13 protein-coding genes are annotated in these 13,250 nt (G+C 57.7%); 7 read left to right on the top strand and 6 right to left on the bottom strand.

The features are described 5' to 3' along the window. Nucleotides 1–23: 23 nt before the first annotated feature. Nucleotides 24–1,367: a folylpolyglutamate synthase/dihydrofolate synthase family protein gene (locus PKC81_RS05870; protein WP_324334052.1), complete on the top strand. Its 1,344-nt coding sequence runs from the start codon at nucleotides 24–26 to the stop codon at nucleotides 1,365–1,367. Here PKC81_RS05870 and PKC81_RS05865 read toward each other — a convergent pair. After that, entirely contained in the window at nucleotides 1,364–2,920 is a 1,557-nt protein-coding gene (locus PKC81_RS05865; RefSeq protein ID WP_324334050.1) for an MFS transporter, read from the bottom strand. The genes PKC81_RS05870 and PKC81_RS05865 overlap by 4 nt on opposite strands. A 121-nt stretch (nucleotides 2,921–3,041) precedes the next feature. On the opposite strand from PKC81_RS05865, the gene PKC81_RS05860 reads away from it, so the two are divergent. Genes PKC81_RS05860 through PKC81_RS05850 form a run of 3 tightly spaced genes read left to right on the top strand, consistent with a single transcriptional unit; the run spans nucleotide 3,042 to nucleotide 5,382 of the window. Then, nucleotides 3,042–3,923, top strand: coding sequence for a pseudouridine synthase (locus PKC81_RS05860; RefSeq protein WP_324334048.1), 882 nt, complete (start codon nucleotides 3,042–3,044; stop codon nucleotides 3,921–3,923). After that, nucleotides 3,920–4,474 carry a 16S rRNA (guanine(966)-N(2))-methyltransferase RsmD gene (gene rsmD / locus PKC81_RS05855; RefSeq protein WP_324334046.1) on the top strand — a complete coding sequence of 185 codons (555 nt, stop codon included), beginning with the start codon at nucleotides 3,920–3,922 and terminating at the stop codon, nucleotides 4,472–4,474. The genes PKC81_RS05860 and rsmD overlap by 4 nt, the downstream gene beginning before the upstream one ends. Then, on the top strand, nucleotides 4,471–5,382 hold the full coding sequence (locus tag PKC81_RS05850) for a DMT family transporter (RefSeq protein WP_324334044.1): 912 nt from the start codon (nucleotides 4,471–4,473) through the stop codon (nucleotides 5,380–5,382). Before rsmD ends, PKC81_RS05850 begins: the two co-directional genes overlap by 4 nt. On the opposite strand, the gene PKC81_RS05845 is transcribed toward PKC81_RS05850, so the two are convergent. Beyond that, on the bottom strand, nucleotides 5,347–6,570 hold the full coding sequence (locus PKC81_RS05845; protein WP_324334115.1) for an MFS transporter: 1,224 nt from the start codon (nucleotides 6,568–6,570) through the stop codon (nucleotides 5,347–5,349). The two genes, PKC81_RS05850 and PKC81_RS05845, sit on opposite strands and share 36 nt — an antisense overlap. Nucleotides 6,571–6,611: 41 nt before the next feature. Further along, on the bottom strand, nucleotides 6,612–7,766 hold the full coding sequence (locus tag PKC81_RS05840; protein ID WP_324334042.1) for an aspartyl protease family protein: 1,155 nt from the start codon (nucleotides 7,764–7,766) through the stop codon (nucleotides 6,612–6,614). Nucleotides 7,767–7,871: 105 nt separating this feature from the next. On the opposite strand from PKC81_RS05840, the gene PKC81_RS05835 reads away from it, so the two are divergent. Further along, on the top strand, nucleotides 7,872–10,160 hold the full coding sequence (locus PKC81_RS05835; RefSeq protein ID WP_324334040.1) for a UvrD-helicase domain-containing protein: 2,289 nt from the start codon (nucleotides 7,872–7,874) through the stop codon (nucleotides 10,158–10,160). Between the two features lie 5 nt (nucleotides 10,161–10,165). Further along, entirely contained in the window at nucleotides 10,166–11,080 is a 915-nt protein-coding gene (locus PKC81_RS05830) for a hypothetical protein (protein ID WP_324334038.1), read from the top strand. Nucleotides 11,081–11,083: 3 nt separating this feature from the next. On the opposite strand, the gene PKC81_RS05825 is transcribed toward PKC81_RS05830, so the two are convergent. From PKC81_RS05825 to PKC81_RS05815, 3 genes are all read right to left on the bottom strand, one after another. After that, complete coding sequence (locus tag PKC81_RS05825) at nucleotides 11,084–11,380, bottom strand: HigA family addiction module antitoxin (protein WP_324334036.1); 297 nt, start codon at nucleotides 11,378–11,380, stop codon at nucleotides 11,084–11,086. Beyond that, nucleotides 11,380–11,667 carry a type II toxin-antitoxin system RelE/ParE family toxin gene (locus PKC81_RS05820; RefSeq protein WP_324334034.1) on the bottom strand — a complete coding sequence of 96 codons (288 nt, stop codon included), beginning with the start codon at nucleotides 11,665–11,667 and terminating at the stop codon, nucleotides 11,380–11,382. Before PKC81_RS05820 ends, PKC81_RS05825 begins: the two co-directional genes overlap by 1 nt. Before the next feature lie 232 nt (nucleotides 11,668–11,899). Then, a complete protein-coding gene (locus PKC81_RS05815) occupies nucleotides 11,900–12,361 on the bottom strand; it encodes a hypothetical protein (RefSeq protein ID WP_324334032.1) in 462 nt (153 codons plus the stop codon). A gap of 192 nt (nucleotides 12,362–12,553) precedes the next feature. On the opposite strand from PKC81_RS05815, the gene PKC81_RS05810 reads away from it, so the two are divergent. Continuing rightward, a complete protein-coding gene (locus tag PKC81_RS05810) occupies nucleotides 12,554–13,213 on the top strand; it encodes a PilZ domain-containing protein (protein WP_324334030.1) in 660 nt (219 codons plus the stop codon). Nucleotides 13,214–13,250 lie beyond the last annotated feature (37 nt).

Genomic DNA, 13,250 nt, shown 5'->3' with positions numbered 1-13,250 from the left:
GCATGAGAATGGACTAGTCAAAGATGGCCGACCACGCAAAGTCCGATCACCCTGCCGTGCAGGCGCAGCTTGACCGGTTGGCGGCGCTTTCGCCCGGCCGCGATACGCTAGGGCTGGAGCGGATTGCTGCGCTGTGTGAGAGGCTGGGCAATCCACAGGACCGGCTGCCTCCGGTGTTTCATGTCGCAGGGACCAACGGCAAAGGTTCGACCTGCGCCTTTCTGCGCGGCGCGATCGAGGCGGCAGGCCTCAAATGCCATGTCTATTCCAGTCCGCATCTTGTGCGCTTCAACGAACGGATCAGGGTTGCAGGCAAGCTGATCGAAGATGAGGCGCTAGCCGAGTTGCTGTCCGAAGTACTCGACCATGCCGAAGGGTTGCAGGCGAGCTTTTTTGAAGTCACCACCGCCGTGGCTTTCATGGCCTTCTCCCGCATCCCCGCCGACGCCTGTGTCATCGAAGTTGGCCTGGGAGGGCGGCTCGACGCGACCAATGTGATCAAGAAACCAGCGGCGTGCGGCATCGCCTCGCTCGGTTTGGACCATGAAGGGTTCCTGCTGGCTCCCGAAGATGGCGTGCCAGAAGACATGGCTCCGCTCGACCGTATCGCCTTTGAAAAATCGGGCATCGCCAAAGCAGGCGTGCCTCTGGTGACACAGGCCTATCCGGAATCCATGCAGCGAACGATCATCGAGCAAACCAACCGCAAAGGCGCGATCCCCACGCTGCGCGGGCGCGATTGGGACGCCGAGGTGCGGGATGGCATGCTTCATTACCATGATGGTCAGGAACATCTCTGTTTGCCTCTGCCGACCATGGCTGGAAGGCATCAGGTCGACAATGCAGCACTTGCTGTTGCAATGCTGAAGCACCAGTCGCGGATTTCGATTCCGCGTGATGCGATTGCCAAGGCCTTGGAAACCACCCGATGGCCTGCGCGGATGCAGCGCCTCTCGGTCGGCCCCTTGGTCGATATGCTGCCAGATGGCAGCGAATTGTGGCTCGATGGTGGACACAATCCGGATGCGGGGATCGCCTTGGCGAAGACACTGGCAGGTCCAGACAAGGTTCATGTCATTTGCGGGCTTTTGAAGAACAAGGATGCTTTGGGCTTTTTGACACCCTTTGCAGACAAAATTGCGGGCTTTCAGGCTGTACCCATTCCAGGGCATGAGCATCATGATCCCAAAGACCTATGCCGGTGGGCGCACGAGTTTCTCGGCATCGTTGACGCCCAGCCGTCATCTTCGATTACCGCCGCATTGGAACGAACTGCCAAAACGAACAAGGCCCAACGCGTTCTGGTCTGCGGCTCGCTGTACCTCGCGGGCGAGGTTCTGCGTCTGAATGACGAAGTGCCTGACTAAGCTGCCGTTGCAGCCTTGCCCTTCCAGGCCAGTAAACCACCTGCCGCCAGCACAGCTGCAAAAATAGCGGTGATGTTGTTAGCCAGTTCCAGCGGCTGCGATAACAGCAGACCAACGAGCCCGATTACAACAAGCAGGAAACCAGTGATGCGCAAGGCTCCCACAGGTTCCTTCAGCACCTTTTCATCGACGCCGTCTGTCTGCCGCATATTCTGGACGACATAGCCTTTGCTCCACAGCACCCACAGCAGGATCATGCCAGGAATGGCCGCAACCACGGTGAACCCCCAGAAACCGACCCAACCCACCTTATCGGCGATAATGCCCGCGGGACCTGCCATAAAAGTGCGCCCGACACCGGCAAAGGAGGAGAGCAGCGCAAACTGTGTCGCGGTATAAGCAATGCTCGACAGGCCGGATAGATAGGTAGTGAAAACCGTTAGCCCGATACCGCTTGTGATATTTTCGGTGCAGATCGCTGCGACCATCATCCAGTAATTGTTACCGGTAGCGGCGAGAATCATGAACATGACGTTCGAGAACATCATCATCAGACCCGATATGAGAAGCGCCCGTCCCATGCCCAACCAGAGTATGAATGGCGCGCCCAAAGCCGAACCAACGATCAGCGCGCCATAGCCCCAAAATTTGTTGGCCGTGATGTAGTCAGTATCCGAAAACCCGACATCAACGATCATCGGACCAAGCATCGCCTGCCCCATCGCGTCGCCCACCTTGTAAACCAGTACAAAGCCAAGGATCAGGAATGCCCCGTGGCGCGACATGAATTCGCGGAACGGATTGACCACTGTTTCCTTGAGCCATTGTCCAGCGGTCATCCCGGCCGCCTCGGCATAGCGATCGACGAACTTTCCCGGTCCGATAATAAATGCGCCAATGATCGCCGGAATGATGCAAAATGCCGTCAAACCATAAGCCGTCGCCCAACCCAGGCCCAGACCTTCGGCAGATGCAAAATAAATGGTTCCTGCCCCGGCGATCAGATTTCCCGTCCGATAGCCAAACTGGTTGGTGGCGGTTCCGTGCGCAAACTCTTCCTCATCAAGAATTTCGATACGATAGGCGTCGATAACAATGTCTTGCGTTGCAGACAGAAAGGCGACAACAAACGCCCAGAAGGCAAAAATCCCCAAACTGCCAGGCTGCGGATTGCTGGCACCCAATTGCCAGATGGCGAAAAAGAGGAAGGTCTGGACAAAAAACAGCCACGCCCTGCGCTGACCAAACATCTTGGTCAGGATGGGCAATGGAGTTTTGTCGACCAAGGGCGCCCATAGGAATTTTAGGGTGTAGGGCAATGTCAGCGCAACCGCAAAGCCGATGGTCGCTGTGTCAATACCGACTTTCGCCAACCAGAATGTCATGGTCGCGACCAAAAGCGTGAACGGGAAACCGCTCGAAATGCCTAACAGGAATGCGACCAACGGCGCTTTACGAAGATAGGGCCGGAACGATTTGATCGTCAGCGCGGCAATGATGACCCCGCCAATAACTGCCGCAAAAATGATAAAGCGGATTAAATCAACCGACATGCGACCTCCCGATATTCTTGGTACCATGACCTAACGGCAAATTCCTGAACCGCCAATGTCTTTAACCCGTGTGCATTAACAGCGACGTGACTTTTGCAACCAAGTCGGGCATGGCGCGCGCATGGCTCAACCTCCTTCCAAACGCCCGCCTTCCAAAGGCCCTGCCTCAGGTAAATCGCCCGCCCGCGCCGCAAAGCCACCCAAGCTTCGCTGGGACACGAAGCCTGTGCGCAAACCGCGGCCCGACGCGGGACCTTCCAAAGGTGCGCTCGAACGGAAAGATGGCGAGGAACGTATCGCCAAGCTGCTCGCCCGAGCCGGCGTGGCATCGCGGCGAGAGATTGAACGGATGATCGCCGATGGCCGGATCACATTGAATGGCGAGAAGGTGGAGACTCCGGCCACCTTGCTCAAATCGTTGAATGGTGTCGCGGTCGATGGCAAACCGGTGAAACAGCCCGAGCCAACCAAGCTCTATCTGTTTCACAAACCCGCCAATTGCCTGACCGCCGAACGCGATTTTTCCGGGCGCAAGACGATCTACGACATCCTGCCTGCTGATCTGCCCAGGCTGATGCCAATCGGACGGCTCGATTTGAACACAGAAGGGCTACTGCTGCTCACCAACGATGGCGAGTTCAAGCGGCAGATGGAATTGCCTTCGACCGGCGTTGAACGCACTTATCGCGCCCGCGCTTTCGGCGACATCAGTCAGGCGCAGCTTGAAGAACTGATCCACGGCATCGAGATTGAAGGTGTGCGTTATGGCAAGATCGACGCCAATCTCGAACGGCGGACCGGACGTAATGGTTGGCTGGAAATGACGCTGACCGAGGGCAAGAACCGCGAAGTCCGCCGCGTGCTTGAACATTTCGGGCTGGAGGTCAGCCGCCTTATCCGCACGCGTTATGGCCCTTTCCTTCTCGCAGACCTTCCCGTCGGCGCCGTGCATGAGGTTCGTCGGGTCGATTTGATCGAATTCAGGAATACGCTGAAAGCATGAGGATTATTTCCGGCACATGGCGTTCGCGCCCGCTAATCGCCCCCAAGGGTGATACTACGCGACCAACCGCAGATCGCACGCGTGAAACACTTTTCTCGATGCTGGCGAGCCGGCTGGGATCGTTTGAAGGACTGCAGGTTCTCGATCTGTTTTCAGGTTCGGGAGCGCTGGGGCTGGAAGCGCTTTCGCGTGGGGCGGCACACTGTGTTTTCGTCGAACAGGATCGTGCCGCGCTGGATGCGCTCGAAACCAATATCGCCAAACTGGGCGCTGGCCCGCAAAGCGAAATCAAGCGTGGGTCAGCGTTGATGCTCGGCCCTGCGCGAAAGGCCTATGACCTTGTCCTGATGGATCCACCCTATGGAACAGGCGCGGGCGCTGTCGCTCTCGACAAGCTGTCGCGCCTAGGCTGGGTCGCCTCCGGTGCGCTGGTCAGCATCGAAACCGGCAATCGCGAAGACACCGAGGTCAAAGGCTTCGAAATCGACACCATCCGCGACATTGGCAAGGCGCGGATCACCTTGCTGCGCCCCGAAGGCGCGGCTGAATGACACAAAGCCCCAAGCTTGATGGTACCGGCTGGCTGCTGATCGGCATCCTCTCGATCCTGTGGGGTGGCGCTTTCTTTCTGATCGAGGTTGGACTGCGCAGCTATCCCCCGATTACTTTGGTCTTTATGCGTCTAGCACTGGCCGTCCCGCCCATGTGGATCGCGATGCGGTTGATGGGCGAACGCCTGCCGACCGAGCCACGCATCTGGGGGTTGTTGGCGATAGTCGGGGCACTCAATTGCGCTTTGCCTTTCATCCTCTTCTTCTGGGGGCAACAATATCTCGACAGCGGCTATGCCTCCATCTTGAACGCCACGACCCCGCTTTGGGGCGTAATCACCGCGCATTTCCTGACCAGCGATGAAAAAGCGAATCCGGCGCGCATCATTGGCGTTCTGGTCGGCATGGCGGGCATCGTCGTCATGGTCGGGCCCGAAGCGATGAAGGGGCTATCGAACAATCTGCTCGCGCAGATCGCCTGCATTGTCTCAACCATCTTCTACAGCTTCGCCGCCATTTATGGCCGCCGCCTTTCGCAGTCCGAACTGACGCCAATGGCAGTTGCGACCGGGCAGACGCTGGTCGCGGCCCTGATGATGGTGCCGATTGTCGCCGTGATGGACCAGCCTTGGGCGATGCCGACGCCGCGCCTGGATTCAACTCTGGCGGGCATCACGCTCGCGCTGCTCTCGACCGCGCTGGCTTACACTCTATACTTCCGGCTGATCGACCGTTCCGGCGCATCGAATGCGCAGCTGGTGGCGTTCTTGATGCCGATCCTTGCGGTTATCCTCGGCATTGCCTTTCTCGGCGAAAGCCTGACGGGCGGGCAGATTGCCGGCGCCGGGCTGATTGCCGTCGGGCTGGCGATATTAGACGGCCGCCTCGTCACGCGATTTCAGAAGTAGCAGGCCGAACAGGCTGAGCACCGCAATCGCCGCCAGATAATAGCCGACATATTCGAGGCCGCGCTCGGAGAGCTTCAGCGCGATATTCGGAGCCAGCGCCCCGCCCAATATTCCCGCCGCGTTGAAGCAGATCGACGCACCCGTATAGCGAACCCGCGCGGGGAACAGTCCCGGCAGCCAGGCGCCAAGCGGGCCGTAAACCAGCCCCATCACAAACAGCAGCAGCGACAGATAAACGCCTGTCAGGAACAGGTCCCCGCTTCCCAGCCAGGACGCTGTCGTGAAGCTAGCCGCAAACATCGCAGCACAGCCCACGCCGAGCACAAAGGCAGGGCGCGTCCGGTCGGACCAATAGCCCGAGACGATAATCCCGGCGGCCATGAACAGGATGGCGACCAACTGCACGCCCAGAAAATCCTCGCGCGCCAACCCCAATTTGGTGGTGCCATAACCCAGCGCGAAAGCGGTCGAGAGGTAGAAGATCGCAAAGCAGGCAATGGCCGCAAAGGTACCGCCGAAGAGCTGCAACGGATGCGTCCGCACCACCTCGGCCACAGGAACCTTGGGCGGCGGAGCCTCCTCCAGCGCCGCAGCAAAAGCCGGGGTCTCGGTCAGCTTCAGGCGCACCCATAGACCGATGCCGACCAGCAAGGCGCTTAGCAAAAAGGGTATCCGCCAACCCCACTCGCGGAAATCGGCGTCGGTGAGAAGCAGCCCCAATATCAGGAAAAGCCCGTTTGACAGGATGAAACCAACCGGTGCGCCGAGTTGCGGGAACATGCCATAGCGAGCTTTCTTGCCCTCCGGCGCATTCTCCACCGCGAGCAATGCCGCCCCACCCCATTCGCCACCAAGTCCAAAGCCTTGCCCGAAACGCAGCACGCACAGCAGCAGCGGGGCAATCCACCCAGCCACCGCATAGGTCGGCAGCAAAGCGATGCAAAAGGTCGAAACCCCCATAATCATCAACGACCAGACCAAAGTCGCCTTGCGCCCGATGCGGTCACCATAATGGCCGAAAACTAGCGCCCCCACCGGCCTTGCTATGAAAGCCAAGGCAAAGGTCAGCCAGCTTTGAAGCAACTGCGCCTCGGGGCTTGAGGTCGGGAAGAACAACGGCCCGAACACCAGCGACGCTGCGGTCGCGAAAATATAGAAGTCGTAAAATTCGACCGCCGTCCCCGCCATCGCCGCGCCCAAAATGCGCTTGTGTGATGCAGTATGCACGATCACAGAAATGGCTTCAGATTGAATTCCGCCTTTTTGCGGATACCCGACCTTTCATAATCAAAGGATACTGTACTGCCCGCCTTTGCGGTAATCTTGTCCAAAATGCCCTGCCAACTTTCACCAACAATCCGGTCACCAATTTGCAAGCCGATTTCGGCAGCGGGACTTCCGGTGCCGACTTCGGCAACAACAATTTCGTCACCTTTTCGGTCGAGCCAGAGTCCGGATTTGGGATAGTCGTCATCTGAAACCGGCAGACCGTTACGCGCAATGTACAACTCCTTGTTAGCGGCATCGGTCAAAATGTGGAAAGTCCGCAAAATGGCAAGCCCGACAAGTCCATGGAATCTTGCGAATTGTCCTTTTGTGGCGTCCGGATGCATCGCCCGTATCAGCATATTTTGAAATTCGAAATTGTGCAGCTTTATCGATGGCATTCGATAAATCCGGACGGGTACCGAAACACTGCCGAGCCCCCTGGCTATGTGTGGAGCATAGGGTTGATCGCTTTTATACAATTTCATCGCCCGTGATGCATTGCCATCAAGCAGGATTGTTCCCGGCGCTCCGGTATCGAACAGGAAGTCGCCTTTGAATTTGTCCATCTGGCCCTCAATGGCCAGCATCTGGGTATCGCGCGTCGGAACAAATCCGTTGGGTATTTTTACATAGCCTTTGCGGATATTGGGCGCTCCGGGAAAAACCCGCCATTCGCCGCCGGCGAAATCGAGTTCGGAATTCAAAGTCGAGATAAACCCTGCTGCAAGCAGCCCCGGAAACTCTGACCGATCAAGCGAGCGTGATCCCGCTATATCAAGCCGCGACATTGAAAAGCGCTCTCCAATCAACACATTGTCGAGCGAATAGACCATTTGCTTTTCAGCGCCGCCTATCCCCCAAATGGTTGTCGTGCCTTTTGCCTTCAGACCCCAGCTTTTGGCTAACTCATTAGACATCATGCTGAATATGGCGCCTGTGTCGATTATAAACGGAACCGGCTTGTTGTTCCCTGCAGCAACCATCGTCCAGACGCGGTTCCGCGTGACCAATATTCGGGAAGTAACCGGCGACGCGCCTGCGTTGGCCAATCCTTTGCTGGCTAACAACGGCAAGGCCAATGCTCCAGCCATCAGCGACCTGCGCGCGATGTTCATGAATTCGTTCTCCAATCTGTTGCCTGCTCTATGCCGATTGTTGCGCGCACCGGTCAAGCGCTTCCGGCCTTGCGCAGGTCAGAAGTGTTCCCTAATCGTTCGCGCGTGACTCATAACCCGCCCGTTCCTCAATATCCCTGGCTCGAAGGCCTGAACCCGCCGCAGCGCGAGGCTGTGCTGACCACTGAAGGGCCAGTGCTGGTGCTGGCAGGTGCTGGCACAGGCAAGACCGCCGCCCTCACCGCACGCCTCGCGCATATCATTGCCGAGCGGCTGGCCTGGCCCTCCGAAATCCTTGCCGTCACCTTTACCAACAAGGCCGCGCGCGAGATGAAGGAGCGGATGGGCCGGATGATCGGAGATGCGGTGGAGGGGATGCCCTGGCTCGGCACATTCCACTCGATCGGTGCGAAAATGTTGCGGCGGCATGCAGAACTGCTTGGCCTCAAAAGCAACTTCACCATCATCGACACCGATGACCAGTTGCGCCTGCTCAAGCAATTGATCGAGGCCGCCAATCTTGACGAAAAACGCTGGCCCGCGCGCAGCCTCGCCGGGCTGATCGACAAGTGGAAAAATAAGGGGCTGACCCCAACCGACCTAGATGCGGGCGAAAGCGCGCTCTACGCTGATGGCAAGGGTCAGGCGATGTACAGCGTCTATCAGGCCCGCCTGCGCGAGCTTAACGCCTGCGATTTTGGCGACTTGTTGCTGCACAATCTGACGCTACTCAAAAACCACCGCGACGTGCTCGCGGAGTATCAGGACAAGTTCAAATATATCCTCGTCGACGAATATCAGGATACCAACGCCGTCCAATATCTCTGGCTCCGGCTGCTCGCGCAAAAGCGCAAGAACATCGCCTGTGTCGGCGATGACGACCAGTCGATCTACAGCTGGCGCGGGGCGGAAGTCGCCAATATCCTGCGCTTTGAAAAGGATTTTCCGGGCGCCAAGATCATCCGGCTCGAACAGAATTACCGCTCCACTCCGCATATCCTCGCCGCCGCCTCGGGCCTGATCGCGGCAAACTCCGGCCGGTTGGGCAAGACATTGTGGACCGATCTTGATAGCGGTGAAAAAGTGCGCATCCTTGGCGTATGGGATGGACCCGAAGAGGCCCGCCGCATCGGCGACGAGATAGAGGCGTTGCAATATAAGAAGGTCTCGTTGAACGCCATCGCGATCCTCGTCCGCGCGCAGTTCCAGACGCGCGAATTTGAAGACCGTTTCATCCAGATCGGCCTCAACTACAAGATTATCGGCGGCTTCCGCTTTTACGAACGCGCCGAAATCCGCGATGCCATCGCCTATCTGCGCGTCATCAACCAGCCCGCCGACGACCTTGCCTTTGAACGCATCGTCAACACGCCCAAGCGGGGAATTGGCGACAAGGCGGTCGAGAAAATCCACCGCGTCGCCCGCGCCGAACGCGCACCCTTAAGCGTCGCTGCCGCGCGTATCATCGGCACCGATGAGCTGACCGGCAAGGCGCGCAAGTCCTTATCCGATCTGGTCATAGACATCGCGCGTTGGCGGGACAGCGCCACCACCCTGCCCCCGTCGGCGCTGACCGAACTGGTGCTGGAGGACAGCGGCTATACCGCGATGCTGCAGGCCGAACGCAGTGTCGAGGCATCGGGGCGGCTGGAAAACCTCAAGGAACTTGTCCGCGCGATGGAAGAATATGAAACACTCGGCGATTTCCTCGAACATGTCAGCCTCGTCATGGATAATGACGCGAACGCGCAGGACGAAGCCGTCACCATCATGACCATCCACGCCGCCAAGGGGCTGGAATTCAACCATGTCTTTTGCGCCGGTTGGGAAGATGGCGTCTTCCCGTCGCAACGCGCGATGGACGAAGGCGGCCTCGCCAGCGTCGAGGAAGAACGCCGCCTCGCCTATGTCGCGATCACCCGCGCCCGCGAAAAATGCACCATCACCCATGCTGCCAACCGGCGGATTTACGGCCAATGGACCAGCAGCATCCCCAGCCGCTTCATCGACGAACTGCCCGCAGAGCATATCGAGAATGAGCAGACAATGACCGGCGGCGCATCGCTGTGGCGCGCCAACTGGAGCGAGCGCGCCGACCCCTTCGCGCATCTCGCCGCCGCCAACGCCACCCGCGCCGGCGCCCGCGGCCCCGGCTGGCAACGCGCCGCAACCAGCGGCGGCTTCAACCCGGTGCCCTCCCGCGTGCAAGAGGCGAGCAAGCCTGCGGTCGGCTTAGGCGCACAAGGCCGCACCGACCTCGCCATCGGCATGCGCGTGTTTCATCAAAAATTCGGTTACGGCCTGATCGAAGATATCGAGGGCAACAAGCTGGAGATCGAGTTTGAACAAGCCGGACGGAAGCGGGTGATGGATAGTTTTGTGACCTTGGGGTGAGTAGATTGGGAAAAGCTGTCACAATCGATAAATGCGCGCTCTGTCTGCAAACTGAAGAATTACAAGATAGCCATATTATCCCAGCATTCGCATTTCGCTGGCTTCGAGATCGCTTTGTAACTGGACACATTCGTCAAACACAAAACCCAAACTTGCGTGTTCAAGACGGCGCCAAAATGCCAATGTTGTGTTCGGCTTGTGAAGTGTTACTGTCAAAAGACGAGAATGCGTTTGCATCACAGCTTTTCCACCCGATGGTATGCGGTAGCGAAAGGGTAGCGTACCGCGACTGGTTGCTTCGGTTTACGGTTTCTTTGTCATGGCGGGTCCTGAAATACTGTTTTGGCCGTAATGACAAAGCAAACTATACCGATGAGCAGAAAATGCTGGTTATCGAAGCAGACACCGCTTGGCGGGATTTCTTAATGAAAAGTCGAGCCCACCCGGGGAAGTTCGAGCAGCACTTGCTTGTGTTCACACCGCTGACTGGGCAGCCGCCAAACAACCTCCCAAACTTTATCAACAGGTATTTGTTGGGCGGAATTGAAATGGACATCGTTGGGAGCGAGCATTCGCTAATGACGTTTGCAAAAATTGGGCCTTTCGCTTTTTTTGGGTTCGTTCAGCGACCGGTAGGCATTTGGAAGGACACCAAAATTCACGTGAAAGAAGGGCGCGTAACAGCGGGTCAATTTCAAGCACCTAATTCGCTTGGGGATTTTTTTGTTGCTCGGGCAAACGCCAATAGGAGCGCTCTGACAAAGGGAATGTCAGTCACTCAAAAGAAGAAAGCGCAGGACGAACTTAATAGAGCAATCATGCGCGATCCAAATGTGTTTTTGTCCACCCATCAAGGTAAAGCCATGATAGCTGACGCGAGAATGTTTGGCGAAGAAGCGATCCTTCAAAAATCAGATTGACGCCTAAGCCGCCACCCGATCCACCAAAATATCCCGCTCGCGCGCCCGTGCTTGGGCCAGATCATAGGCGGCCTGCATGCGCAGCATGGTGTCGGCCTTTACACCAAAGGCCTTTTCAAAACGAATCGCCATTTCCGCCGAAAGCCCGGCATTGCCGTTCAGCAGCGCACTCATCGCCTGCCGCGTGACGTGCAGCTTGGAAGCTGTTTCGGTGACGGACAGGCCATAGGGTTCTACAATCTCTGCGCGCAGCCACTCGCCGGGGTGGACCGCAAAGCTGGGATGAAGCTTGATCGCCATCAGTGATAATCCTCCAGATCGAGTTCTTCGATATTGCCTTCGCTGTTCACACGAAATGTCATTCGCCAGTTTTTCGTGACCGTCAGCGACCATGTTCCCGCGCGATCGCCGGTCAGCAAATGCGCGCCGAAATTCGGCGGGATTTTGAGTTCCTCTACACTCTCGATCATCGAGAGATAGGCCAGCATTCGGCGCAACCGATCAACAACTCCGCTCGGCAGCCCTTTGGCCTTGCCCGTTTCGGCAAAATTGCGAAGCGCCTTATGGCGGATGCTCTCAAATTCCACGCGATATTGGGTAGCCTAAAAATCGTCGCCCGTCAAGTGTCGCTTGACGATAAAAACCGCTGTCCTACAGGCCCTCACCTCGCCCAGATACTGGCCGATGCGCGACTCAAATATTCTTCCTCCCCTTAACCACCGGCCGCGGCACTGCACACCTGTTCACGCTAAAGTGACAACAGTGACAAATGGCCCCCACCCTAACGGTAACCTGTGTCACCTTAAGCGCGCAAACGCCTCATCCGACTGTCGGCAACTCGCCCAATATATGCCCCGGCATCGCCCGGTCCCAGCCTTCGCGCGCCTCGATGATCAGTGCCTTCAACCGCTCGCCATGCCGTCGCCATGCTGCATCGGCTTCTGCGCTCCATGCCGCGCCGGCAGCGTCGCCGATGCAGTCGATGGTCAGGTCGATCCAGCTTTCATATTCCGCCCAAGGCAAGCGGCCATAGCTGCGGTGGGTGAAGGCGAGTTCGGCGACGAGGGGCCAGACCCAATTTTCCTCCCCCTTGGCGAGGCCCATCATCATCTCCAGCGTCTCGTCGGTCATCCGGCGCGAGGAGGCATCGGTGTTGATGAAGGTTGCGCGCCGCTCGGGCCAGGCCGCAAACCAGCGCGCGAACAGCGGGTGGCGCAATTCCACGCCTGCTTCAGCGACCGCAATCAGGCTGACTTCCATCAGTTCGGCGTCGCTTGGCATATCCGTTTCTCCGATGCAGTTTACCCGCCTCACCGCCTGTTAAGCATTCAACCGACCCATTTGCAACGGAAAGCGCCCCGCATGCGCCGACGAATGCTGTTTCCGGTTAGCCAAGATGATTGATGAATTTTACAACAAGCATGCCGTTACCGCAGAAATGTGCATTTGTGTTGATTGGAGTTCGGTCGCAATATGGAATTTGACAGCGGTTCAGGGTTCAAACATGCCTTCGCGGCGGAGTGCGACGATGTCATACATTCGCCAATGGCGGAAAGGCGCGACGAGGAACGGCAGCTGTCGGTCAGGCTGACCGCAAAAATTATCGTTGCCGGGCGCGAGCTGCCGTGCCGCGTGCACAATATTTCGTCTGGCGGGGCGAATATCGAAACGCTGGCGAAATTGACGACCGAAGACCGGTTGCGGATCGAATTCCGCTCCAACCTTTCACTCGCCGGGAAGGTGCGCTGGCAGAATGGGGCATTTGCGGGCATCGAATTCACCGAACCAGCCGATGTCGAGGCGGTGCTCAAGAAAACCGGTATCTCGATTGCACGGATCAAGCCGCGCCTGCCGCGCTATGGCTGCAAGGTGCCCGCCAAGCTGGTGACCGAGCAACAGACTATTGATTGTGAAGCCATCGACATTTCGACCAACGGCGTCCGGCTGAACCAGATCAAGCAGGTGAAGCCGGGCGAAAGCTATATGCTCGTCATCACCGGGCTTTCGCGGCGAAAGGTTTCGATGGTCTGGAACCGCGATAACCAGGCCGGGGTCAAATTCCTCAATCCTCTGCGCTTCGACGAATTTGAAAGCTGGATTGCCTGGAACCAGGACCATTCGGTCCTAAATTGAGGGCTGTTGCCCCTCCCGCAAACAGGAGGGGCAGATC

Source organism: Sphingorhabdus sp., assembly GCF_035329025.1.
GTDB lineage: Bacteria > Pseudomonadota > Alphaproteobacteria > Sphingomonadales > Sphingomonadaceae > Sphingorhabdus_B.
This window is presented reverse-complemented; position numbering and strand designations above follow the sequence as displayed.

Excerpts from the sequence above, each read along its gene's own strand:
- PKC81_RS05870 (WP_324334052.1), top strand. The coding sequence starts at position 24 with ATGGCCGACCACGCAAAGTCCGATCACCCTGCCGTGCAGGCGCAGCTT.
- PKC81_RS05865 (WP_324334050.1), bottom strand. The coding sequence starts at position 2,920 with ATGTCGGTTGATTTAATCCGCTTTATCATTTTTGCGGCAGTTATTGGC.
- PKC81_RS05860 (WP_324334048.1), top strand. The coding sequence starts at position 3,042 with ATGGCTCAACCTCCTTCCAAACGCCCGCCTTCCAAAGGCCCTGCCTCA.
- rsmD (WP_324334046.1), top strand. The coding sequence starts at position 3,920 with ATGAGGATTATTTCCGGCACATGGCGTTCGCGCCCGCTAATCGCCCCC.
- PKC81_RS05850 (WP_324334044.1), top strand. The coding sequence starts at position 4,471 with ATGACACAAAGCCCCAAGCTTGATGGTACCGGCTGGCTGCTGATCGGC.
- PKC81_RS05845 (WP_324334115.1), bottom strand. The coding sequence starts at position 6,570 with ATGGCGGGGACGGCGGTCGAATTTTACGACTTCTATATTTTCGCGACC.
- PKC81_RS05840 (WP_324334042.1), bottom strand. The coding sequence starts at position 7,766 with ATGAACATCGCGCGCAGGTCGCTGATGGCTGGAGCATTGGCCTTGCCG.
- PKC81_RS05825 (WP_324334036.1), bottom strand. The coding sequence starts at position 11,380 with ATGGCGATCAAGCTTCATCCCAGCTTTGCGGTCCACCCCGGCGAGTGG.
- PKC81_RS05815 (WP_324334032.1), bottom strand. The coding sequence starts at position 12,361 with ATGCCAAGCGACGCCGAACTGATGGAAGTCAGCCTGATTGCGGTCGCT.
- PKC81_RS05810 (WP_324334030.1), top strand. The coding sequence starts at position 12,554 with ATGGAATTTGACAGCGGTTCAGGGTTCAAACATGCCTTCGCGGCGGAG.